The sequence below is a fragment of the Bradyrhizobium sp. Ai1a-2 genome, assembly GCF_000426245.1.
Classification (GTDB): domain Bacteria; phylum Pseudomonadota; class Alphaproteobacteria; order Rhizobiales; family Xanthobacteraceae; genus Bradyrhizobium.
Genome location: NZ_AUEZ01000064.1, coordinates 26,931 through 47,929, shown reverse-complemented (window position 1 = coordinate 47,929; position 20,999 = coordinate 26,931). Strand labels below are relative to the sequence as shown.

25 protein-coding genes are annotated in these 20,999 nt (G+C 62.9%); 9 read left to right on the top strand and 16 right to left on the bottom strand.

Translation table 11 applies throughout. The annotated features are described in order from the left end of the window. On the bottom strand, positions 1–918 hold a 918-nt coding region (locus K288_RS47150), incomplete at its 3' end, for a CoA transferase (RefSeq protein WP_084799850.1). Positions 919–1,028: 110 nt separating this feature from the next. Between K288_RS47150 and K288_RS0131595 the strand changes: the two genes are divergently transcribed. Next, positions 1,029–1,466 (top strand): VOC family protein, encoded by a 438-nt coding sequence (locus K288_RS0131595; RefSeq protein ID WP_027583145.1) that lies wholly within the window; start codon positions 1,029–1,031, stop codon positions 1,464–1,466. 168 nt (positions 1,467–1,634) lie between these two features. On the opposite strand, the gene K288_RS0131590 is transcribed toward K288_RS0131595, so the two are convergent. Beyond that, a complete protein-coding gene (locus K288_RS0131590) occupies positions 1,635–2,297 on the bottom strand; it encodes an SET domain-containing protein (protein WP_027583144.1) in 663 nt (220 codons plus the stop codon). 236 nt (positions 2,298–2,533) lie between these two features. On the opposite strand from K288_RS0131590, the gene K288_RS0131585 reads away from it, so the two are divergent. After that, on the top strand, positions 2,534–3,133 hold the full coding sequence (locus K288_RS0131585) for a hypothetical protein (protein ID WP_051334849.1): 600 nt from the start codon (positions 2,534–2,536) through the stop codon (positions 3,131–3,133). Positions 3,134–3,153: 20 nt separating this feature from the next. On the opposite strand, the gene K288_RS0131580 is transcribed toward K288_RS0131585, so the two are convergent. After that, positions 3,154–3,879 carry a TetR/AcrR family transcriptional regulator gene (locus K288_RS0131580; RefSeq protein ID WP_051334848.1) on the bottom strand — a complete coding sequence of 242 codons (726 nt, stop codon included), beginning with the start codon at positions 3,877–3,879 and terminating at the stop codon, positions 3,154–3,156. Positions 3,880–3,990: 111 nt separating this feature from the next. Here K288_RS0131580 and K288_RS0131575 point away from each other — a divergent pair, with 111 nt between their 5' ends. From K288_RS0131575 to K288_RS0131560, 4 genes are all read left to right on the top strand, one after another. Further along, the gene (locus K288_RS0131575; protein ID WP_027583141.1) at positions 3,991–5,394 is read left to right on the top strand and encodes a carotenoid oxygenase family protein; all 1,404 of its coding nucleotides are present in this window, start codon (positions 3,991–3,993) and stop codon (positions 5,392–5,394) included. A gap of 248 nt (positions 5,395–5,642) precedes the next feature. Then, entirely contained in the window at positions 5,643–6,221 is a 579-nt protein-coding gene (locus tag K288_RS0131570; protein ID WP_027583140.1) for a hypothetical protein, read from the top strand. Between the two features lie 21 nt (positions 6,222–6,242). Further along, positions 6,243–6,797 carry a septation protein IspZ gene (locus tag K288_RS0131565; protein WP_027583139.1) on the top strand — a complete coding sequence of 185 codons (555 nt, stop codon included), beginning with the start codon at positions 6,243–6,245 and terminating at the stop codon, positions 6,795–6,797. 231 nt (positions 6,798–7,028) lie between these two features. Continuing rightward, on the top strand, positions 7,029–7,325 hold the full coding sequence (locus K288_RS0131560; RefSeq protein WP_027583138.1) for a hypothetical protein: 297 nt from the start codon (positions 7,029–7,031) through the stop codon (positions 7,323–7,325). 138 nt (positions 7,326–7,463) lie between these two features. Here the strand turns inward: K288_RS0131560 and K288_RS0131555 are convergent, their stop codons facing one another. The 3 genes from K288_RS0131555 to K288_RS0131545 all read right to left on the bottom strand — a co-directional run bounded on the left by K288_RS0131555 (position 7,464) and on the right by K288_RS0131545 (position 10,031). Then, positions 7,464–9,119: a fumarate hydratase gene (locus K288_RS0131555; RefSeq protein ID WP_027583137.1), complete on the bottom strand. Its 1,656-nt coding sequence runs from the start codon at positions 9,117–9,119 to the stop codon at positions 7,464–7,466. Positions 9,120–9,245: 126 nt separating this feature from the next. After that, a complete protein-coding gene (locus K288_RS54980; protein WP_244443327.1) occupies positions 9,246–9,512 on the bottom strand; it encodes a hypothetical protein in 267 nt (88 codons plus the stop codon). Positions 9,513–9,740: 228 nt separating this feature from the next. Beyond that, complete coding sequence (locus K288_RS0131545) at positions 9,741–10,031, bottom strand: hypothetical protein (protein WP_027583136.1); 291 nt, start codon at positions 10,029–10,031, stop codon at positions 9,741–9,743. A 175-nt stretch (positions 10,032–10,206) separates the two neighbouring features. Here K288_RS0131545 and K288_RS0131540 point away from each other — a divergent pair, with 175 nt between their 5' ends. Both K288_RS0131540 and K288_RS0131535 read left to right on the top strand, forming a co-directional pair. Then, a complete protein-coding gene (locus K288_RS0131540; RefSeq protein WP_027583135.1) occupies positions 10,207–10,686 on the top strand; it encodes a hypothetical protein in 480 nt (159 codons plus the stop codon). An 86-nt stretch (positions 10,687–10,772) separates the two neighbouring features. Next, on the top strand, positions 10,773–11,132 hold the full coding sequence (locus K288_RS0131535; protein ID WP_027583134.1) for a GFA family protein: 360 nt from the start codon (positions 10,773–10,775) through the stop codon (positions 11,130–11,132). Positions 11,133–11,247: 115 nt separating this feature from the next. Here K288_RS0131535 and K288_RS0131530 read toward each other — a convergent pair whose 3' ends face one another. Continuing rightward, the gene (locus K288_RS0131530; RefSeq protein ID WP_027583133.1) at positions 11,248–11,955 is read right to left on the bottom strand and encodes a glutathione S-transferase; all 708 of its coding nucleotides are present in this window, start codon (positions 11,953–11,955) and stop codon (positions 11,248–11,250) included. A 155-nt stretch (positions 11,956–12,110) separates the two neighbouring features. Here K288_RS0131530 and K288_RS0131525 point away from each other — a divergent pair, with 155 nt between their 5' ends. Further along, positions 12,111–12,518, top strand: a complete 408-nt coding sequence (locus tag K288_RS0131525; protein WP_027583132.1) for a DUF3606 domain-containing protein — start codon at positions 12,111–12,113, stop codon at positions 12,516–12,518. 34 nt (positions 12,519–12,552) lie between these two features. Here K288_RS0131525 and K288_RS0131520 read toward each other — a convergent pair whose 3' ends face one another. From K288_RS0131520 to flgB, 9 genes are all read right to left on the bottom strand, one after another. After that, on the bottom strand, positions 12,553–13,230 hold the full coding sequence (locus K288_RS0131520) for a hypothetical protein (protein WP_027583131.1): 678 nt from the start codon (positions 13,228–13,230) through the stop codon (positions 12,553–12,555). Positions 13,231–13,379: 149 nt separating this feature from the next. Further along, positions 13,380–14,345: a Tim44-like domain-containing protein gene (locus K288_RS0131515; RefSeq protein ID WP_027583130.1), complete on the bottom strand. Its 966-nt coding sequence runs from the start codon at positions 14,343–14,345 to the stop codon at positions 13,380–13,382. Positions 14,346–14,583: 238 nt separating this feature from the next. After that, positions 14,584–17,145: a PAS domain-containing protein gene (locus K288_RS0131510; protein WP_027583129.1), complete on the bottom strand. Its 2,562-nt coding sequence runs from the start codon at positions 17,143–17,145 to the stop codon at positions 14,584–14,586. A 140-nt stretch (positions 17,146–17,285) separates the two neighbouring features. Further along, positions 17,286–18,362, bottom strand: coding sequence for a flagellar biosynthesis protein FlhB (gene flhB / locus K288_RS0131505; protein ID WP_027583128.1), 1,077 nt, complete (start codon positions 18,360–18,362; stop codon positions 17,286–17,288). Between the two features lie 9 nt (positions 18,363–18,371). After that, positions 18,372–19,142: a flagellar biosynthetic protein FliR gene (gene fliR, locus K288_RS0131500; protein WP_027583127.1), complete on the bottom strand. Its 771-nt coding sequence runs from the start codon at positions 19,140–19,142 to the stop codon at positions 18,372–18,374. Positions 19,143–19,156: 14 nt separating this feature from the next. Next, positions 19,157–19,420 (bottom strand): flagellar biosynthesis protein FliQ, encoded by a 264-nt coding sequence (fliQ, locus tag K288_RS0131495; RefSeq protein WP_027583126.1) that lies wholly within the window; start codon positions 19,418–19,420, stop codon positions 19,157–19,159. Between the two features lie 130 nt (positions 19,421–19,550). Continuing rightward, positions 19,551–19,859, bottom strand: coding sequence for a flagellar hook-basal body complex protein FliE (gene fliE, locus K288_RS0131490; protein ID WP_027583125.1), 309 nt, complete (start codon positions 19,857–19,859; stop codon positions 19,551–19,553). Between the two features lie 20 nt (positions 19,860–19,879). Then, a complete protein-coding gene (flgC, locus tag K288_RS0131485) occupies positions 19,880–20,305 on the bottom strand; it encodes a flagellar basal body rod protein FlgC (RefSeq protein ID WP_027583124.1) in 426 nt (141 codons plus the stop codon). 23 nt (positions 20,306–20,328) lie between these two features. Further along, positions 20,329–20,739: a flagellar basal body rod protein FlgB gene (gene flgB, locus K288_RS0131480; RefSeq protein ID WP_027583123.1), complete on the bottom strand. Its 411-nt coding sequence runs from the start codon at positions 20,737–20,739 to the stop codon at positions 20,329–20,331. Positions 20,740–20,999: the final 260 nt, after the last annotated feature.

Here is a 20,999-nt window from a genome sequence, read left to right as displayed (position 1 = left end):
GCTCTCGACAAAGTTGCGTTTGAGCAATTGCGGCTGGTTCAACACTTGCGGACCGGTCAGCACGCAGCCGGCGGGAACGCCAGCCGCATTCAACTGCGCCTCCCATTCTTCCGTGGGCTTATGACTCAACGCCTCGTTCAATTCCGTGTTCAGTGACGCGCGATTTAACGTGCGCGCCTCGCGTTTTGCGAAACGCGGATCCGTCTTCAGATCCGTCCGTCCGATCAGGTCGCAAAGAGTCTGGTACTGCTTCCGCTCGTTGGCGGCAATGTTCAGCGGTCCAGTCGCGGTTCGGAACGTTCCGGAGGGCGCTGCGGCAATATTCTCATTCCCCATCGGCTGCGGCTCAATGCCAGCGTTCAGGTGGTTGGAGACCACCCATCCCATCGCCGCGATGGTCGCCTCGAGCAGCGACACGTCGATGAAGCGGCCGCGCCCTGTCTGCTGCTGCTGGACAAGTGCTGCGGCGATGGCAAAGGCGGCTGTCAGGCCGGCGATGGTATCTGAGATGGGAAAGCCGGTCCGAAGAGGAGCTGAGGAGGTATCACCCGCGACGCTCATGGCGCCCGAAAGACCCTGAACGATCTGGTCATAGGCGGGCCGAGCGGACCAGGGGCCGCTCTGCCCAAAGCCGGAGATCGCACAATAGATGAGGCGCGGGTTACGCTTACTTAAGACTTCGAAACCGAGACCAAGTCGCTCCATGACCTTGGGCCGGAAGTTTTCCAGAACGACATCGGCCTCGGACACGAGCCGGAGAAACACCTCCCTACCCGCTTGCGATTTCAGGTCCAGCGCGATCGACTGCTTGCAGACGTTGACGGCGACGAAGGAGAGACCCAGCAGACGCTCTGCCCTTTGCGGATCGGCGCCGAGGCGACGCGCAAGATCGCCGCCACTTGGATTGAGGCGGTCCATGATTCAAGCTTCTGATGTGGTCAGCAGCGAATCGGGCCGGGATGGCCGCCGGTGTTGAGGGTACCTCAAGCGTCCGTTGTTAGACTCGGCGACATCTGGAGATTGGAAACATGGCGCTCAAGCGGATGGACAACGTAGGAATCGTCGTCGAAGATCTCGGAGGGACAATTGATTTCTTTCGCGAACTCGGCCTCGAACTCGAAGGGCAGGCCACGATCGAAGGAGAATGGGCCGGACGCGTCACTGGACTGGGCGATCAGCGTGTCGAGATTGCCATGATGCGCACACCGGACGGCCACAGCCGGCTCGAGCTCTCCCGCTTCGTCACGCCGCCTGTCGTCGCAGATCACCGGAACGCCCCGGTCAACGCCCTGGGCTACCTCCGCGTCATGTTCGCCGTGGACGACATCGACGAGACGCTTGAAAGGCTCCGCACGCGCGGCGCGCAGCTCGTAGGCGAAGTAGTCCAGTATAAAGACGCGTATCGGCTCTGCTACATACGTGGGCCTGAAGGGCTTCTCATTGGGCTCGCCGAAGAACTCAGCTGAACGCAATACGAAGACAAATGGCGAAAAGTGACCAATGTCAGCGAGCGCGTCCGAGGCCGACCCGCATGTTCGAGGTCCATCCCTCCACGGTCGGCCGCGTTCTCGCTAAGCACGACTAAGTGGTCAACCCCAGGGCCGGATAGCCCGCGAAAGCCGCCATCAGCAGCCTTAAGCGTAAAGCGGCGCGGCTGAGCTCTTGCGCTTTGCCGCGACCACCTTCTTGCCGGCAGGCTTGGGGCGGCCAGAGCCATTCAGATACTTGCCATTGGCCTTGCCGTTCTTCTTTTTCGCCTTTTCTTTGGCCTTCTCTTGGTCCTTGGCTTTCTCCTGGGCGAGCTTCTCGGCCTTGCGTTTCGCCTTGCGCTCGGCTTTCTCCTTCAGCCTAAGCCGTTCCGCCCGCGCCTCGGCGCGCTTCTTCGTGCGCTTCTTCTCGCAGGAATCGCACTTGCAGCCGATCGGCTTCAAATAGGCTTTGAAATAATCGGTGCCGTAGTCGTAGCTGATCTCCTCGCCCGGCTCGATGTTCTTGATGGCGCGGATATAGATCTTGCGCTTGCGCGGCTTGACGTCGGATTCCGAGTTCGGCCTGCAGGAATGGTTGATATACCGGGCGACGTTCTCGCGGATCGAGCCGTCGACGGTCCAGCGGTTCGTGAGCTCGAACAGATACTTGTTCTCGATCTCGTCCTCTTCCTTCTTCTTGGAATCCAGGAGCGGTCCGAAATAGCGGATGATCCTGGCACCCTTCTTGATCGGCTTGGTGGCGAAGAGACCGAGCCCGGTGCGGGAACGGCCGATGCGATAGGGTTTGTTCGGCGATATCGAGGGCATGGTAATGTTGAATGACGGAAGCTCCGCACAAGCGACGGCTCTGCGGAGCCGCTCTTCTAGGACAATTCAGCGCCGCTGTCAGGTGTTTCGCGCGTCCCGTTGAACCTTGCCCACAATGAACGCGTCTGAGTAAGGCGTGATTCGATGGCGTGGAAAGCAGCTTTCCGAAAAGATCATGCTCAAACAAGGAGATGAGATCATCATCTCATCTCGGTTCCTCTGTGAAGGCCTGCACGATGAAGCCTGTCATAAACGCATGCGTATTTGCCGTCCTGTTCACGGGCAGTATTGACAATTCAAACGCCCAAACATTCGGCAGCAGCTACACGTCAACGGCGCCAAAGGACTGCCGCGTAGTCGGTAAGCCGGGCGAGTCCGGCGGCACCACGCAGGTTTGCCCCGGGAAATCCGGGCTCGTGGTGCTGATCACCGAAGACGATCTGCGTGAGACCGTCTCCGTCGGCCGCGATCGCGCCGCTGCAGCGAAGGAACCGGCTGCAGAAGCCTGGTTTGCGCCCTTCAATTCAACCGAGCCCACGGTCGAGTGGCGAACAGCCAACGGCAAGCCATTCGCCATCATTCAGCGCTGGCATATCGCCGACGGCAGCGACCCCGACAAGGACGGACGCCCCAACACCAAGGCGATGCTGACGGTCACGCGGCTGCCGCCGGGCGCGGTGTGCCATGTCGCCTATGTCGATGCGAAGGCCAATCCCGACGCCAATCAATTGGCCCGCAAGGCCGCCGACGAATCGGCCCGCGACTTCCAATGCGGCAAGGACCAGGTGAAGATCGTAGGCCAAAGCGGCCGCGCGGTGGAGCTGGTGCGGCGCTGACTAGGGTACGTTGAGATTCATCAGTTGGCCGGCGGCCGGAACGCCGAACTGCGCAGCATCGCATCCAGCAGCGTCTCGGCCGACGTGCCCTCGGGCAGTCGTTTCAGGACGTCGGAGAGGCGGCCATCGAGCAGCAGCGTGGTGAAGCCGTGCACCAGCGACCAGGCACGCACGATCGCAGCGGCCTGGTCGAGCGACAGCTTCTGTTCCTCGATACGCTCGTGGCGGCTTTCGCCGATCGCACCGGCGAGGCCGGCGAACGCGGTGCTTGCGGCCTCATGCAGCGAGGGCCTGGACATGTCGAGCCGCTCGGTGCGGAACATCAAGCCGTACATGCCCGGATGCGCCTGCGCATAGCCGATATAGGCCTTTGCGCGCGCCAGCCCCTTCTCCGCTATAGTCGCGCCGCCTGCGACGGCGGTGCGCATCGCATCGTTGAACTGGCGGAAGCCGATGGCGGCGAGTTCGCTGAGCAGGCCGGTCAGGTCGCCGAAATGATGCGTCGGCGCGGCGTGCGAAACGCCGGCCTCGCGCGCCACTGCGCGCAGGGTCAGCCCCGCCAGCCCGTCGCGCTCGAGCACGCGCTCGGCCGCCGTTAACAGCGCTTCGTGCAGCGCGCCATGATGATAGGGCGCTTCGCCCGAGCGGCGCTGTCGGCGCGCCGGTCTCTGTACCGCTTGCTTCGCTGCCTTCCGCGTTCTCGACGGCGAGGCGTTCGCCTTGTTTTCTCTGGACAATCTCGTCATGCGAATCCTTATAGGTCGCAATTTTTACATCGTAAAGATTTTGCTTGACGATTTGCATGGTCGCCTGTATCCATATCTTTACATTGTAAAGATAACCTGGAGGGAGTGACGATGCTTGATCAACTGATCGCTGAGACACGACGGACCAACCTGGCGCCGATCCCCTTTGAAGCGGACGCGCCGTTCCTGAAGATATCGGGTGAGCTGCCGCGCGAGCTTAACGGCACGCTCTATCGCAACGGACCCAATCCGCAATTCGAGGGCCCCGGTGCGCACTGGTTCGTCGGCGACGGCATGCTGCACGCCTTCCATATCGAGAACGGCCGCGCCAGCTATCGCAACCGCTGGGTCCGCACGCCGAAATGGCAGGCCGAGCACGACGCCGGCCGCGCCTTGTTCGGCGGCTTCGGCCGCAAGCTGCCGGATGCGCCGCCCGCGACCACCACTGACGGCGGCGTCGCCAACACCAACATCATCCGCCACGCCGGCCGCCTGCTCGCGCTCGAGGAAGGTCATCTGCCGACCGAGATCGAGCCCGGCACGCTGAACCGGCTCGGTTACTGCGATTATAACGGCGCGATCCAGGGGCCTTTCACCGCGCATCCCAAGGTCGATCCGAAGACCGGCGAGCTCGTGTTCTTCGGCTACAACGCCGCAGGCCCCCTGACCCCTACCCTTTCCTTCGGCTCGGTCAATTCGTCCGGCGTCGTGACGCGCTTCGAACGCTTCGAGTCACCCTATGCCAGCATGGTGCACGACTTCATCGTCACCGAAAACCATCTGCTGTTTCCGATCCTCCCGGTCACCGGCAGCATGGAGCGTGCGATGCAGGGGAAGGCGCCGTATGCCTGGGAGCCGGACAAGGGCGCCTATGTCGGCGTGATGAAGCGCAGCGGCTCCGCGCAAGACATCACCTGGTTCCGGGCCGAGAGCTGCTACGTCTTCCACGTCGTGAACGCCTGGGAGGAAGGCAGCCGCATCATTGCCGACGTCATGCAGTTCGAGGAAGCGCCGCTGTTCAACCATCCGGACGGCTCGCCGACGGATCCGAAGAAAAACCGCGCGCGCTATTGCCGCTGGACCTTCGATCTCGCCGGCAATACCGACCGCTTCACGCAAGTCTATCTCGACGACCTCACCGGCGAATTCCCGCGCATCGACGATCGCCGCGCCGGCTATGCTTTCGCCCATGGCTGGTACGCCTGCGCCAATCCTGAGCTCCCGATGTTCGGTGCGCTTTCCGGCATCGTGCATGTCGACGGCACCGGCAAGCGTGTCGGCCACTATCTGCTGCCTGCCGGCGACACGATCTCTGAGCCGGTGTTCGTCGAGCGCGGCAGCGATGCCGCCGAGGGCGACGGCTGGCTGCTCGCGGTGGTCTGGCGCGCCCGGGAAAACCGCAGCGACCTCGCGGTGTTCAACGCGCGCGACGTCGAGGCCGGCCCGATCGCGCTGGTCCATCTCGGCCACCGCGTGCCCGACGGCTTCCACGGCAATTGGATTGGCGCGAATTGAGATCGGGCCATGCCCCGGTCATTCCGGGGCATCGCGCATCGATGAACCCGGAATCTGGAGCTTGTGGGCTCGAGATTCCGGGTTCGCGCCAACGCACACCCCGGAATAACATCACCATAAGCAACTGAAATTATTACGATTTATCCGATATTGCCGTTATTTTGACACTGTAAAGATTTCGCTTGACGGCTCCTCACGGCACCTCTAGTTTATCTTTACATTGTCAAGATGAGCCCGGAGAGGCGGCCATGACGATCTTTCTCATCCTCGCCCCCTATGGTGCCTTCGCAGCCTTGCTGCTGATGACGTCAGCGACGATCAGCCTGTTTGCCGCCGCCGCGATTTGCCTCGCAGTCATCGCATTCGACGTGATGCGCGGCCTCTCGGTCAAGATCCTCGGCGTCGGCTCGGTGATCACTTTCGCCGCGGTCGGCCTCTATGTCGTCTTCCTCGATCAGCACCTCGGCACCGCATCGGTGAGGTTCGCCGTCGACACCGGCATTTTCATGGTTTCGCTTGGTTCGATCCTGGCCGGCCGTCCCTTCACGGCGCAATATGCGCGCGAAGTGGTCGACGCCAAGACGATGCAGCAACCCGGCTTCCTGCGCGTCAATTACATCATCACCTGGGCCTGGACGATCGCAGCCCTGTTGATGATGGTCGGCAACATCGCCATCCTCTATGTGCCGAGCATGCCGCTGTGGACCGGGCTTCTGATTGCGTTCGCCGCGCGCAACAGCGCGGTCTTCTTCACGAAGTGGTATCCGCACTACCGCATGACGAAGTACGGCACGCATCCGGTCAACGCGCTGCCCACCGCCAACTGAGTATCGCAGGGGAACATCAGGATGAAGGACGTCTTCGCAAAGCTCGCCAGCGACTTCTTCTCGACCATCGTGTTCCTGGCGGTCTATTTCGCCACCGACAACGTTCTGCTCGCGACCGGCATCGCGATTGCCGGCGCGATCGCGCAGGTGGTGTATTCCCGCATCAAGGGCGAGACGCTCGGCTTCATGACCTGGGCGAGCCTTGCGCTGGTGATCGTGCTCGGCAGCGCCACCCTGCTCACCAACGATCCACGCTTCGTGCTGGCAAAGCCGGCGATCGCGCATTTCGCGATCGGCGCCATCATGCTCAAGCGCGGCTGGATGCTGCGCTACATGCCGCCGATCGTGGTGCAGACCATTCCGGAATATGTGACTCTCGCCGGCTATGCCTGGGCCTTACTGATGTTTGCGATCGGCGCCGGCACCATCGCGGTGGCCGCGACCGGCGACATCAAGCTGTGGGCGACCTATGTGACGGCGGTGGCCATCGGCCTGAAGATCGCCGCCTTCGCGATCCAATACGTCCTCTTCCGCATCATCGTGACGACCCGGCTGCGCGCAGCCGCCCGCGCTTAATTATCGCAGGGCTAGAGCTTCGGTTCTGATGGAATCAGAACCGAAGCTCTAGATTCTTGTTTTGACGCGTTTTCTACGCAGATAAGTCTACGCAATCTGCGTAAACTTGATTGCTATGCGAACCGGTGTCCACTTCGCTCGAAAACGCTCTAAAATAGATCGTTGGGATTGCACGGCGAGATAGGCTATACCCGCCGCCCAAGCTTCACCATAAACCTCGGGGAGACAGGCATGGCGGTGGACGGAAACTGGAATCTCACCATGAGCACGCCGATGGGCGAGCGTCAGGCGACGCTGTCGCTGAAAAACTCGGGCGGCACGCTCACGGGCACGCAGGGCGCCGAAGGCAATTCGACCGAGATCTTCGACGGTACCGCCAATGGCGACGACGTCGCCTGGAAGGTTTCCATCACCAACCCGATGCCGCTCACGCTCGAATTCAGCGGCAAGGTGTCGGGCGACAGCATCGCCGGCGAAATGGGCATCGGCCCGATGGGCAGCTTCCCGTTCACGGGAACGCGGGCGTAAGCGTCCCCTTCGTCGTCCCGGCGAAAGCCGGGACCCATACGCCGCCGCAGAAATGACTTGCCGCGGCGCTAGATGATTTTCTCTCAATGACCGCTGGTGGTTATGGGTCCCGGCTCAAGGCCGGGACGACGAATAACGTCAGCCCAGATTCAACTCCTTGAAGAAGTCGTTGCCCTTGTCATCGATGATGATGAAGGCCGGGAAATCCACGACCTCGATGCGCCAGATCGCTTCCATGCCGAGCTCGGGATATTCGACCACCTCGACCTTCTTGATGCAGTGCTCCGCGAGGTTCGCTGCGGCGCCCCCGATCGAGCCGAGATAGAAGCCGCCGTGCTTCTTGCAGGCTTCGCGCACCGCCGGCGTGCGGTTGCCTTTCGCCACCATCACCATCGAGCCGCCGGCGGCCTGGAACTGGTCGACGAAGGAATCCATGCGCCCGGCCGTGGTCGGGCCGAACGCGCCGGACGCGTAGCCGTCCGGCGTCTTGGCGGGACCGGCATAGTAGACCGGATGGTTCTTGAAGTAGTCCGGCAGCGGCTCGCCGCGGTCCAGCCGCTCGCGCAGCTTGGCATGCGCCGCATCGCGCGCCACGATCATGGTGCCGGTCAGCGACAGGCGCGTCTTGATCGGGTTTTTTGACAGCGTCGCCAGGATGTCCTTCATCGGCTGGTTGAGATCGATCTTGACGACCTCGCCGCCAAGCGACTGCTCGACCTGCGGCAAATATTGCGCCGGATTGTGCTCGAGCTCCTCCAGATAGACGCCGTCCTTGGTGATCTTGCCGAGCACCTGGCGGTCCGCCGAGCAGGAGACGCCAAGCCCAATCGGCAGCGAGGCGCCATGGCGCGGCAGCCGGATCACGCGTACGTCGTGGCAGAAATACTTGCCGCCGAACTGCGCGCCGACGCCGAGCGATTGCGTCATCTTGTGGATTTCCTGCTCCATCTCCAGATCGCGGAACGCGTTGCCGTCGGCCGAGCCGTGCGTCGGCAGCGCATCGAGATAGCGGGCGGACGCGAGCTTCACCGTCTTCATGCAGAGTTCGGCCGAGGTGCCGCCGATCACGATCGCCAGGTGATAAGGCGGGCACGCCGCGGTGCCGAGCGTGAGGATCTTCTCCTTCAGGAACGCCAGCAGCCGATCCCTGGTCAGGACCGACGGCGTCGCCTGGAACAGGAAGCTCTTGTTGGCAGAGCCGCCGCCCTTGGCCATGAACATGAACTTGTAGGCGTCGTCACCCTCGGCGTAGATCTCGCACTGCGCCGGCATGTTGTTGGCGGTGTTCTTCTCCTCATACATCGACAGCGGCGCCACCTGCGAATAACGCAGGTTGCGGCGCAGATAGGCGTCGCGCGCGCCCTCCGACAGCGCCGCCTCGTCATCGCCGTCGGTGATGACGTTGCAGCCCTTCTTGCCCATGATGATCGCGGTGCCCGTGTCCTGGCACATCGGCAGCACGCCGCCGGCGGCGATATTGGCGTTCTTGAGGAAATCGAAGGCGACGAACTTGTCGTTGTCGCTGGCTTCCTTGTCGTCGAGGATGTTGCGCAGCTGCTTCAGGTGCCCCGGGCGCAGGTAGTGGTTGATGTCGCCGAAGGCGGCTTCCGAGAGCGCCCGCAGCGCCTCGCGCGACACCACCAGCATGTCCCGTCCCAGCACCTTCTCGACCCGAACGCCCTCGGCCGTGACCTTCTTGTACGGCGTCGTGTCCTGCCCCAGCGGGAACAGCGGCGTGTGCTTGTAGGGCGGAACGGGCTTGGACTGGTCGGGGAAAGCGGTGGGAGCGTTCATGGGCAAGATCTCGGGTTGGGACCGGGAACGTCCGCCCGGCATCTAGAGCCGTTCTAAGCATTTTTGCCGCAAAGGAAAGGGAGGCTGGCCTGCCCTTTACCCCCGCTCAGGCCGTCACATCCGCCTCTAGGCGCGGGGTGGGAACAACAGGAGGCCAAGAAATGCCAGCCGTTCCGTCTGGCTTGCATTGTCGAAACGGCGCAGCGCTGTCTGGGCCGTAGAAATCGCGAGTGCTGCATCCGACCTGTTCATGCGGATCATGACATCATAATCCGCAGAATGCCGCTTGTCCTGCAGGTCTTCGACAGCGGCTGCAAACGCCGCGATACTCGCACCGAATCCGGCTGTCGGAGCGTAGCGTTTGAACCTGCTGGACAGGGTCGGCTTCTGCACCTCCTGGCACAGCTTCCGAAGCCATATGTGATCCACGCTGCGATAAACCAATCCGTACCGGCTTTCGTCACGATTGGTTACACCGATAAACTGATCGGTCGCTGCACCAATCGCCGCGTGAAAGATGGCATAATATGCCGCCGAGATCGCGCGCCTGATATCGACTTGGCGCGGGCGCCCCCTGGCGAGGTTATGAGCTTCTGTGCCTGCTCAATCAGGTGATCTGGATCAAGAATCGCCACCCGCTTCGAACTCTTCCGTGGTCGCGTACTCGACGATTGCCACTCGCTCCTCGCCCTCGCGGCGCAAGCGACTCTTTATGCCGACAAGCGTGTCAAGCGCCGCATTACCGGTGATCTTCGACTCGGCGCCAGGATATATCACGATCATGATTCGAAGTGCGTCATGCCCTTGCGAGTCGATCGCCGGGCTACTCGAAACGAAAGAGACGTTGGCACTCTCAAGGTTCGCAATGGCGACCTCTTCTGCAATCTCTTGTATCCGTTTTTCATCCAACATGGAGTTTCATTTCAAGTAGCTTTGTCATGGCGCCAATCTAGCACAACAAGCCCCGTAAATCACCCTGGTCAGGCCGCCAGCGACGCCCGGACGCCCATGCTCAACGTATTGACGTAATCCGGCAGACCTTGCATGAACCCCGACGGTACAGTTGTGTGCCGCGGGGGGGTATTTCATGACGAGAACACTCGTATCAAACGTTCATGCCGCAGCGCTCGCCGCCGTGGTGGGGCTTTTTTCAGCCCTCGCCGCCTCGCCGGCACGGGCCGACCAGTGCGACGACATCGCCAAGCAGCTTGCCAGCCAGATCGACGGTCTCAAGGTCAATTTCAAGGCCGCCAACATCGTCTACCTGACCCATCCCGCGACCAGGGAGTTATCGCTCGGCTGCCGCGGCAAGAGCTACTCCATCGAGCTCTATGCCAAGGGCGACCGGCGGCCGAAGCCGGAATTCTATCAACTGGTCAGCTCGGCGGCGGCGATCATCTTCACCGTGCCGAAGGACGACACGACGACTGGCGCCAGCCGCTGCCTGAAGCGCATGGGCCTGTTGCGCGGCGACAAGATCAGCATGCGCTTCCGCCGCCTCAACCTGGAATGCACGCGCACCAAGACCGACGCGTCGATTGCGATCACCCGCAGCAGGGACGAATAGCGCACCGCTTCCGAGGCCCGGGACCTGCTGACTGCGCCTCGCCCCTGCGCTATCGTCGCCTGCCCGGAATTTGGTGAGGAAGAACCATGCCCGACAGCAAAACCTATACCGGCGGGTGCCATTGCGGACAGGTGCGCTTCGAATGCACCAGCGATCTTGCCATGGTGACCAATTGCAACTGCTCGATCTGCACCAAGAAGGGCCTGCATTTCGCCTTCCTGCCGCCGAGGAGCTTTCAGCTCCGCGCCGGCGAGGAGAACTTGAAGCAATACCTCTTCAACAAGCACGCCATCCGCCATCAATTCTGCATCGATTGCGGCGCCGAGGTGTTTGCCTACGGCAAGAAGCCCGACGGCGCCGATGTGGTGGCGCTGAACGTGAGCTGCATCGACGGCATCGACCTGTCGAAGGTGGCGATGACGCCGTTCGACGGGAAGAATCTATAGGGCAGCGCCGTAGGATGGGTAGAGCGCAGCGAAACCCATCATCTATCGACACGGCGGTAAGCGATTTGATGGGTTTCGCTGCGCTCTACCCATCCTACGATTGCTATGATCGGCGCTAGCTATCCAGTTCCTTATAGAAGCGGAAGATGCCCTGGTCGTTGAACGGAATCCGCCGTTCGCTCGCCAGATAGGTCTTGATGTTCGGCCGCTCGGCGACGCGATCGCGCAATTCGATCAGGCGGGGAACGTCCTCTTGGAACGCCTGCATGTGCTTCGGAAAGGCGTAGCGCAGGCCCTCTACGATCTGGAACAGCGACAGATCGACATAGGTCACGCGGCGGCCGGTGACGTAAGCGCCGCCATTCGCCTCCACGATGTCTTCGAAATAGCCGAGATATTTCGGCACGCGCTCCTTCCAGAATTCCGCGGTGCGCTTCTTCGCCGGCGCCTTCTGGTCCTCGTAGTAGAGGCTCGGCCCGAGCGGATGATGGGTGTCGTGAACTTCCAGCACGAGATCGGCGATCGTGAGCTGCATTTGATGCACCCAAAGCCGCCCTGCTTCTGCCTTCGGCGCGAGACCGTGGCGCGCGCCGAGAAAGAAGAGGATGTTGGCGGTCTGCCCGATCACGAGCTTGCCGGCTTTCAGGAACGGCGGCGCGAAGGGCGGCGTGCCCTTGCCTGCTTCCATCATCGACATCATCGTGCTTGTACCGCCCGCACCGCGCGCGACATCATCATAATCAGCACCTGCATCCTCCAGCGCGAGCCGCACATATTCGCCGCGGCCCTGGATGTCGGGCCAGTAATAGAGCTGATAGCGCATGGACGATGCCTCCCTGGGACAGGCTTCCGGCAATAACACACTCCTGCGGCCAGCGCTCCGCCGCTGCTTGATCGCAATTGTTTGAAAGCCCGCGCTGCGATGTTAGCCTGTTTCGATCTTGGAACATCCGATTCCCTATCGGACAGGAGAATATGATGGCGGATAACAAGAAGAAGCGCCGCGGCAGTGATCGCGCGCGGATCGCTCTGGGCGAGGCCTACGAGGTCGCCTACTGGTCGAAGAAGTTCAAGGTCACGCCAGCCAAGCTGAAATACGCCGTCAAGAAAGTCGGACATTCCGCCAAGAAGGTGGAAGCCTACTTCAAGGAGCAGAAGCACCTCGCCGCGGACCGCGCGCGGATTGCGGTAAGCGAGCCGTATGAAGTGCGCTACTGGTCCAAGAAGTTCAAAGTCACGCCGGCCAGGCTGAAGGCCGCGGTCGCCGCCGTGGGCCATTCATCGAAGAAAGTCGCGGCCTATGTCGCGAAGAAAAAGGCAGCTCCCAAGAAGGTAGCGAAGAAGAAAGTAGCGAAGAAGAAAGCCACCAAGAAGAAGGCCGCCTGAGCGCTCGGCAGGCGGCCCGGATCGCGCTCTCGGTTCAGTTGACGGCGAAGCAGTACAGCAAGCCGTCGCCGCCGGTGCTCCTGAGGTCGGCCTGCGAGCAGCCGCCGTCGGGACCGCGCGACGGATGCGACGAGTTCCAGGATTTCGACGGCTCGTCGTCGCGCAAGCCGATGCGGTCGGAATGGCCGACAATGGCGGTGCCCTGCGTGCTGCTCGTCCAGTTCTTGCAGGTGCGATCCTCGCCGGCGGCAAACGCCGTGCCGTCTGCTTGTGAGCCGGTCAGCACGTCGTGACGGTTCGGCGTATCGCCGCGGCCGTTGATGACCTCGCCTTTTTCGGAAAGCGCGGTCTGCTTGGTGAGATTGTTGCCGGCGCTGTGGAGGTCGGCGACGTCCTTGGCGACCACCACACCCTTCGCGTTCTGCCACGGCCCTTTGCCGATACGATCGCGCGCGTTCACGGCAGGCTGGCCGTCGGCCGCCTGCGTCGAGAGATAGGCGTGCCAGGTTTTCGGCGCGCCAAAGCCCGCCGCCTGCGCCAGCGTCTGGCAGTGATTGTCGGCGCCCGCGACCCCGCCGAGATTGCCGCCATTACCGATGCCGTTGCTGGTCAGGAAGAAGCTGGCGTTGGGCGACTGCGCCTGCGCCGGTTGCACCGCGAAAGCGGCGAGTGCGAAACATGTCGGCGCGATGATGCTGGCACGGATCTTCATTTGCTCCTCCCGATTGTTTTTGGCTCCCGACATCAACCCGAAGCGGCACCGATTATTCCACCGTTGCGACCGCGAAAATGAACCGCGCAAAGCAAAAGGCGCTGCGGAATGAACCGCAGCGCCTCGATATTACGTTATCCGGCGGACGATCAGTTCGTCTGCTGGATCGCCGAGAGCTCCCAGCTGCTGCCGCGCCGCCGCACGAAGGTCCAGACCTCCGTCACTTCCTGCGGCTGCTCGCTGCCGGCGACCGGCTGGCCGGTGTTGCGGTCGAGCGTCTGGTCAACCAGCGAGAACCGCATCGCCACGGTGGCGTAATCGGATTCGCCCTCGCGCCAGGCCTCGGCAAGGTCGCCCTGCAGCAGCTTCACATTCGTCACCTTGTTGACGACGTTGCGAGCCTTGTTCTCCTCCAGGTCCCTGGAGAAGTAGGAGACCATCTCGGGCGTCGCGAGCATGTGCAGCTTGGCGACATCCTCGTTCGACCACGCAGCCTGGACCTCGCCGAGCAGGCGCTCGAAGGCCTCATAGTCGGTCGGCGCAATTTCCAGCGGCGCGCTGGCCGAACCAAGCCCGAAGCCCATGCCCGAGCGATAGTTCGGCTGCGGGCTGACGCCGGCTGCAGGCCCGCCAGCATAGGCGGCGGCCGGTGTCTGGCGGCGCTGCCACCACGACATCGCCAGCCGCACCACCAGCACGATCAGGCCGATCTGCAGCAACAGGCCGAGGATCGACGACAGGCCGCCGAGACCGGAGAACAGGCCGCCGCCGAACAGCAGCCCGAACAGGCCGGCGCCGAGGAAGCCCGCAGCGAGACCGCCGAGCAGGCCGCGGCCCATGCCGCCCCGATTGAACAAGCCGCCCGAATTCACGCCCGGCGAACCCATGTTCGTGCCCGGCTGGCTGTAGGTACGGTTGAACGGCTGCGTCGTGCCCGGTGCCGTGCTGGTGCTGGGCGGCGGGGCGAAGCTCCGCGAGCCGCGGGAACCCGAGCCGAAGCCGCCGCCGGCACGGGCGTCGGCCGCCGAGATGCTGATAGCCGCGAGAGGCAGCGCCAACGCGATCGCCACCGCGATGGCCCGAACAATTCCGCGCGTATGTTGCGTGAAATTCATGTGTGTTTCCTTGAATCCCCGCCATGGGGAAAGTGGCATTAAGATGGGCACGGCTGCCCAAAAGGGAAGCCGTAAACGGGAACAACCACTGCGGCCCTCAGTCGCGGGGATGTGACAAAGACCCGTCTTTTCACCGGGTTTTCGCGGTTTTTTAACCCTCGCATTGCGACTGAAGCGAGGCGTTCCAGGATGCTGTCGGTGAAGGCAGGCCGCTTCGTCGCGCGCGATCGCGACGATGTTATCGTTGCAGCGCCATCGTCTCCTTCACGGCGGCGACGAGCTGCGTCAGCGTGAACGGTTTTGGCAGGAAGGCGAACTGCTGGTTCTCCGGCAGGCTCTTCTCGAACGCGTCCTCGGCGTAGCCCGAAACGAAGATGATCTTCAGGTCCGGGTTGCGGCTGCGCATTTCCTTCAACAGCGTCGGACCGTCCATCTCGGGCATGACCACGTCGGAGACGACGAGGTCGACCGCGCCGTTGTTCTCGTCGAAGGCTTCCATCGCCTCGACGCCGTTGGACGCTTCGATCACGCTGTAACCGCGTGAGCGCAGGCCGCGGGCGTTCAGCGAACGCAGGCCATCTTCGTCTTCGACCAAAAGGATCGTGCCCTGCCCGGTCAGGTCGGGTTTCGGTAGTTCGACGGGCGCCACCTTGGCCGCGCCGTTGGTCGGCTGCGGCTCCGGCGCGACCTCCTGCTCGGGCCGATGGCGCGGCAGGAAGATGCGGAAGGTGGTGCCTTCGCCCGGCGTCGAATCGACATACACGAAGCCGCCGGTCTGCTTGACGATGCCGTAGACCGTCGACAGGCCGAGCCCCGTGCCCTTGCCGACCTCCTTGGTCGAGAAGAACGGCTCGAAGATCTTGTCGATGATCTCAAGCGGAATGCCGGTGCCGGTATCGGTGATGTCGATCCGCACATAGTCCGCCGCCGGCAGGCCCTTGTAGGCAAGGTGACCCGCCTCCTCCGCAGCGACATTCTGGGTCTTGATGGTCAGCTTGCCGCCGTCGGGCATCGCATCGCGGGCGTTGACGGCGAGGTTGACGATCACCTGCTCGAACTGGGAGACGTCGACCTTCACCGGCCAGAGGTCGCGCCCGTGCACGAGGTCGAGCTTCACCTTCTCGCCGATCAGCCGGCGCAGCAGCATGGTCAGGTCGCTCAATGCGTCGCCGAGATCCAGCACCTGCGGCCGCAGCGTCTGGCGGCGCGAGAAGGCGAGCAGTTGCCGCACCAGCGTCGCCGCGCGGGTCGCGTTCTGCTTGATCTGCATGATGTCCTGGAACGACGGATCGGTCGGCTTGTGCGCGTTCAACAGGAAATCGTTCGCCATCATGATGGCCGACAGCACGTTGTTGAAATCATGCGCGATGCCGCCGGCCAATTGGCCGACCATATCCATCTTCTGCGACTGGTTGATCTGGTTTTCCAGAGTGCGCCGCTCGGTGGTCTCCAGCATGTAGACGATCGCGGCCTCGGCATCGCGCTCGTCCTCCTCCACCGCGGTGACGAAGAACTGGCCCCATCGTTCCTTGGTGCCGTCGAGCATGACCTCAACCGGCGCAATGTCGCCCCTGCCCTCGGCGGCCTGGTTGATCGCCGCGATCACCAGGCCGCGGTCGCGCGGATTGACCGCGCGGAAGATCGACTTGGCGGCAGTCCCCTCCGCATTGAGGCCCTGCGCCAGCTTGGCATAGCGCGCATTGGCGCGCACGACATCGCCGCTGCGGTCGACAGTCGCGATCGCCATCGGCGTGTGGTCGAAGAAGCGCATGAAGCGCACTTCGGCGGCGCGCTCGGGATCGTGATGCTCGTCACGGGCGCGACTGATGACAAGGGTGCGCGAGGCCCCGGGCGTGCCGTCGGCGCCGAAGGCGAGCTTGTGATAGAGCCGCACCGGCACGGGCTTGCCGCCGCGCCGGCGCAAATCGATGTCGAAGACCTCCGTCTTCACTTCGCCCGGCGCTGGCACGATCGAGGTGAGCAGCGCAGCGCCGTCGCCGGAGACGACGTCGGTGAGCTTCAGGCCGCCTGAGCCGATCTCGGCGAGGTCGTAGTCGAGCCAGTTCGCGAGCGTCGCGTTGACATAGGCGACCTCGCCTGACGGCGTGACCGAGAAGAAGCCGCAGGGCGCGTGATCGAGATATTCGATCGCGTGCTGCAATTCCTTGAAGACGTCTTCCTGGCGCTCGCGGTCGCGGGTGATGTCGGCGATCGACCACACCGCATATTTCTGTTCGCGCTTGCTCTGGCCGAGCGGCCGCACCCGCATCCGGAGCCATCGCCCATGCAGGCCGTCATGGCCGGCAATGCGGACCTCCTCCTGCTGCCGCTTGCCTTCGCGCGCGGCCTTGAGCAGGCGGAACACGGCCTCGGAAACGTCAGGATTGCCGATGAAGACGCGCTCGACCGGCCGAGCCTCCTGCGGGATGGAGGCCCCCGTCAGCGCCAGATAGGCGGCGTTGGAATAGACCACGTGACCGTGGGAATCCGTGACCGCCAGCCCGTCATAGGCGTGGTTGGCGATTCGGCCCATCACGGGATCATCGGTGGAACGGTCGGAGAAACGGACGATCCCGGCGGCAAAGGCGAACAGGCTGAACAGCCCGACCATGGCCAGGAGCGCCAGCACTCCGAGGATATAGGGCTGCGCCTGGGCCCGGCCGATCGTCATCAGTGCGATCGCCACCGCGACAAGGCCGGCCGCCACCAGCAGCACCAGGACGATGCTGCCGCTCCGCCGCGCCGGTTCGTGGGCCACGAACGGCTCGGCAGCTTGGTTGTGATCGGTCTCGGCGGTCATTGAAGGAAACTGCCCGTCGGCGGTGAAGGCGCGCAGATTCGCCCGCCCTCCTGAGTGCCTCAATCGGAGCTTGGAGCGCAAGTCCATCAGGCTGCCATTTCCCAGGTTAAGCCCAACTCAGGCCGGTTTCGTTCCATTTCTCAGGTCCGCTGTCCCGACAGCCCGCGCCGCTTCAGACCCATGACGTAGCCGATGATTTCGGCGACCGCGTGATAGTGCTCGACCGGAATTTCCTCGTCGATATCGACGGTTGCATAGAGGGCGCGGGCCAACGGCACGTTCTCGACGATCGGGATGTCGTGATCCTTGGCGATCTCCCTGATCTTGAAGGCGATGACGTCGACGCCCTTGGCGACGCAGACCGGGGCCTGCATGCTGCGGTCGTAGGCGAGCGCCACCGAATAGTGGGTCGGGTTGGTGATGATCACGCTCGCCTTGGGAACCGCGGCCATCATGCGCTTTTTCATGCGCTGCTGCCGCAACTGGCGGATGCGCCCCTTGATGTGCGGATCGCCCTCAGACTGCTTGAACTCCTCCTTCATCTCCTGCAGCGACATCTTCTGCCGCTCGTACCACTGCCGGTACTGGAAGAAATAGTCGGCGATCGCGACCACGGCGAGCATCGCCACCACCGCGCCCATCAGGTGCACGGTCAGGCTGGTAGTGGCGGGCAGGATCGAGGCGACGTCGATCCGGAGCAGCGATTCCAGCCGCTCCCGCTCCGGCCACAGCACCGCCATCATGACCGCGCCGAGCGCGACAAGCTTGAAGATGCCCTTGAGGAAATTCGCCGCCGCCTGCTTGCCGAAAATACGCTTGAAGCCGGCGCCGGGCGAGATCTTGCTGAATTTCGGCGTCAGCGACTCCGCCGACCACACCAGGCGGTGCTGGATCATGTTGCCGGCAATCGCCGCCAGCATCAGCATCAGCAGCGGCACGCCGATTGCCGCGATGATGGCGATGCCGAGCGTCTGCATCAGCGACAACAGGCCCGGGCCGTCGGTCCTGATCATCCAGGAATTGGCGATCAGGTTGCGCAGCGGCGTCAGGATGCCTGCTGCCGTCGAGGTCGAGAAGGTCGACAGCACCAGCGTGCCGCCGGCGATCACGAACCAGGTGTTGACCTCCTGGCTCTTGGCGACATCGCCCTTCGCATGTGCGTCATCGAGACGTTTTTGCGTAGGGTCTTCTGTTTTGTCGTCGCTATCCTCGGCCATCGCGGCTCCCTATTTCAGCGGCGTCAGCTGGTGCATGACGCCGATGAAGTAATCGAGATAGGTTCCCATCATCGCCGAGATCACCACGGCGAGGATCAGGAACCCGGCGAGGATCGAGAGCGGTACGCCGACGAAATAGACCTGCATCTGCGGCATCAGCCGCGCCAGCACGCCAAGCCCGATATTGAAGACGAGACCGAAAACCAGAAACGGCGCCGACAGTTGCAGGCCGATCTTGAAGGCTTCAGCGAAGGCGCGCGTCGCCAGCGCCGCCACGTCGCCGGTCGGCATCAAGGCGCCCGGCGAGAAGATCCTGTAGCTCTCGTTCAGCGCCGCGAGCACCAGATGGTGGGTGTCGGTCGCGAACAACAGCGTCATGCCGAGGATGGTGAGGAAGTTGCCGATCAGCTGACCCTGCTGTCCCTGCGTCGGATCGATCGCCGTGACGAAGCCGAGGCCGAGCTGCTGGGCGATCACGGAGCCTGCGACCGACAGCGCCGACAGCGTCACGCGCGCGGTCGCCCCGAGCACGATGCCGATGACGATCTCGTGCGCCATCAGCACCATCAGCGAGGTCACCGAGCTGATGTCGACATGGTAGTCGGCGCGGTGCAGCGGCAGGATGATCAAAGTCAGCAGCAGTGCGATCCCAAGCTTGACCCGCGCCGGGATATTGCTCTCGCCGAATCCCGGCAGCAGCATCACCATCGCCCCCATGCGGGCAAACACCAGCACGAAAGTCGCGGCGAGTGCCGGCAGCAGGGATATGTCGATGCGCATTTAACCACAGTGCATCAACCGCCGATGATTCGCGACGATATCCGCATCATGTGGGCGTGCATCGAATCGGCCATGAACGGCAGGGCGAGCAATAGCGTTATGAAGATCGCGAGTATCTTCGGCACGTAGATCAGCGTCTGTTCCTGGATCTGCGTCAGCGCCTGGAACAGCGACACGATCACGCCGACCACGAGGCCGACGACCATCAGGGGCGACGACACCACCACGATGGTCCAGATCGCATCGCGTGCCACGTCGAGGGTTTCAGCACCGGTCATTGTCGTTCTCGCTTTCGATTGCGTGCGTTATTCCGGGGATCAGACCGAGTCCGAGGCCCGCGAATAGCGAATGGCGAATAGCGAATGGTTTTTCTGCTATTCGCTATTCGCCACTCCCCATTCGCCCCCATCAGATCGGCATCTTCATGATGTCTTCATACGACTGGATCACCCGGTCCCGCACCGACACCAGGGTGGAGACCGCGACGTCGGTCTCCGCGACCGCCGTCACCACGTCCATCACGTTGGCCCGGCCCGAGGTCATCGCCACGGTCTGTGCGTCGGACTTGCGGCCTGCGTCCATGACGCTGCCGATGGCTTCCTTCACCAGCGCGCCGAACGAGGGACCCGCGGCCTCGCCGCCCTTCTCGGCGCCGCCCCGCTCCATCATGCGGGCGAGGCTGGCATAGGCGTTGGCGGCAACTGTCGGTGTGGCCATGTTGGATCGCTTGCTGTTCTTTAGGACTTGAGGATATCGAGCGTGCGCTGGATCATCCGCCGCGTCGCGCTGATGATGTTGAGGTTCGCCTCATAGGAGCGCTGGGCGTCGCGCATGTCGGTCATTTCAACCAGCGGATTGACGTTGGGATATTTCACGTTGCCCGTCGCATCCGCCGCCGGATTGCTCGGCTCGTATTTGACGCGGAACGCCGACTGGTCGGGCCGCACCCTGCCGAGCGCCACCACCTTGGCGTCCAGCGTGCGGTCGAGCGCGGAAGAGAAGGTCGGCACCTTGCGGCGGTAGGGATCGCCGCCGGCGGTCTGCGCGGTCGAGTCGGCGTTGGCGATGTTTTCCGAGATCACCCGCATGCGCCCGGCCTGCGCGCGCAGGCCGGAGGTGGCAATCGCCATCGAGCGGGCGAAATCGCTTCCATCGTCGGCCATGATCCCTTCTCCCTGGAAATCCGTCAGCGCTTGCCGATGGCGGTTTTGATCAATCCGAGGCTGCGGCTGTAGAGCGAGGTCACTGCCGCATAATCCATCTGGTTGGCGGAGGACTTCATCATCTGCTCTTCCAGGTTGACGGCGTTGCCGGCCGGCCTGGTCATGAAGGCGCTCTTGCCGCGATCATGGTCGAAATTCTCCGGCGCGCCGGACGCCGCGACATGACCGGCGCTGGTGCGCATCATCGGCAGCGTGCCCATCGATCCGCCGACCGGCGCGCCGTTGCGGTCGAAGGTCGGCTCGACCAGGTCGCGCGGCTTGAAATTCGGTGTATCCGAATTGGAGACGTTCTCGGCGAGCACCCGCTGGCGCTCCTGGTGCCACTGCATCTTGGTGCGCAGCGCCGACAGGATCGGTAGATCGTTGATGGCCATCGCCGCGCCCCCGTTAACCTCTGGGGCCGTCCCCGAGGTAGGCAGAATTTGCCCGGTGTATGGTTAACGGCTGGTTAAATTGTTCCGGCGGGTGGTGGGCAGGACCGCCGACAACCCACGAATCATCGCCAAGTGCACATTTTCGCCACGATGCCTGCGTTAACCAGCGCGGGCGGGCGGGCTCAGAAGTCGTTTTGGAACAATCGATTCTTGGTCTATTAGTAAAGGTGGGCGGCGTGACTGCCCTGGGGAATTAAGAA

Bases quoted from the DNA above. Each gene is read 5' to 3' on its own strand.
- K288_RS0131595 (WP_027583145.1), top strand. From the start codon at position 1,029: ATGGCGCTCAAGCGGATGGACAACGTAGGAATCGTCGTCGAAGATCTC.
- K288_RS0131590 (WP_027583144.1), bottom strand. From the start codon at position 2,297: ATGCCCTCGATATCGCCGAACAAACCCTATCGCATCGGCCGTTCCCGC.
- K288_RS0131585 (WP_051334849.1), top strand. From the start codon at position 2,534: ATGAAGCCTGTCATAAACGCATGCGTATTTGCCGTCCTGTTCACGGGC.
- K288_RS0131580 (WP_051334848.1), bottom strand. From the start codon at position 3,879: ATGACGAGATTGTCCAGAGAAAACAAGGCGAACGCCTCGCCGTCGAGA.
- K288_RS0131575 (WP_027583141.1), top strand. From the start codon at position 3,991: ATGCTTGATCAACTGATCGCTGAGACACGACGGACCAACCTGGCGCCG.
- K288_RS0131570 (WP_027583140.1), top strand. From the start codon at position 5,643: ATGACGATCTTTCTCATCCTCGCCCCCTATGGTGCCTTCGCAGCCTTG.
- K288_RS0131565 (WP_027583139.1), top strand. From the start codon at position 6,243: ATGAAGGACGTCTTCGCAAAGCTCGCCAGCGACTTCTTCTCGACCATC.
- K288_RS0131560 (WP_027583138.1), top strand. From the start codon at position 7,029: ATGGCGGTGGACGGAAACTGGAATCTCACCATGAGCACGCCGATGGGC.
- K288_RS0131555 (WP_027583137.1), bottom strand. From the start codon at position 9,119: ATGAACGCTCCCACCGCTTTCCCCGACCAGTCCAAGCCCGTTCCGCCC.
- K288_RS0131545 (WP_027583136.1), bottom strand. From the start codon at position 10,031: ATGTTGGATGAAAAACGGATACAAGAGATTGCAGAAGAGGTCGCCATT.
- K288_RS0131540 (WP_027583135.1), top strand. From the start codon at position 10,207: ATGACGAGAACACTCGTATCAAACGTTCATGCCGCAGCGCTCGCCGCC.
- K288_RS0131535 (WP_027583134.1), top strand. From the start codon at position 10,773: ATGCCCGACAGCAAAACCTATACCGGCGGGTGCCATTGCGGACAGGTG.
- K288_RS0131530 (WP_027583133.1), bottom strand. From the start codon at position 11,955: ATGCGCTATCAGCTCTATTACTGGCCCGACATCCAGGGCCGCGGCGAA.
- K288_RS0131525 (WP_027583132.1), top strand. From the start codon at position 12,111: ATGGCGGATAACAAGAAGAAGCGCCGCGGCAGTGATCGCGCGCGGATC.
- K288_RS0131520 (WP_027583131.1), bottom strand. From the start codon at position 13,230: ATGAAGATCCGTGCCAGCATCATCGCGCCGACATGTTTCGCACTCGCC.
- K288_RS0131515 (WP_027583130.1), bottom strand. From the start codon at position 14,345: ATGAATTTCACGCAACATACGCGCGGAATTGTTCGGGCCATCGCGGTG.
- K288_RS0131510 (WP_027583129.1), bottom strand. From the start codon at position 17,145: ATGACCGCCGAGACCGATCACAACCAAGCTGCCGAGCCGTTCGTGGCC.
- flhB (WP_027583128.1), bottom strand. From the start codon at position 18,362: ATGGCCGAGGATAGCGACGACAAAACAGAAGACCCTACGCAAAAACGT.
- fliR (WP_027583127.1), bottom strand. From the start codon at position 19,142: ATGCGCATCGACATATCCCTGCTGCCGGCACTCGCCGCGACTTTCGTG.
- fliQ (WP_027583126.1), bottom strand. From the start codon at position 19,420: ATGACCGGTGCTGAAACCCTCGACGTGGCACGCGATGCGATCTGGACC.
- fliE (WP_027583125.1), bottom strand. From the start codon at position 19,859: ATGGCCACACCGACAGTTGCCGCCAACGCCTATGCCAGCCTCGCCCGC.
- flgC (WP_027583124.1), bottom strand. From the start codon at position 20,305: ATGGCCGACGATGGAAGCGATTTCGCCCGCTCGATGGCGATTGCCACC.
- flgB (WP_027583123.1), bottom strand. From the start codon at position 20,739: ATGGCCATCAACGATCTACCGATCCTGTCGGCGCTGCGCACCAAGATG.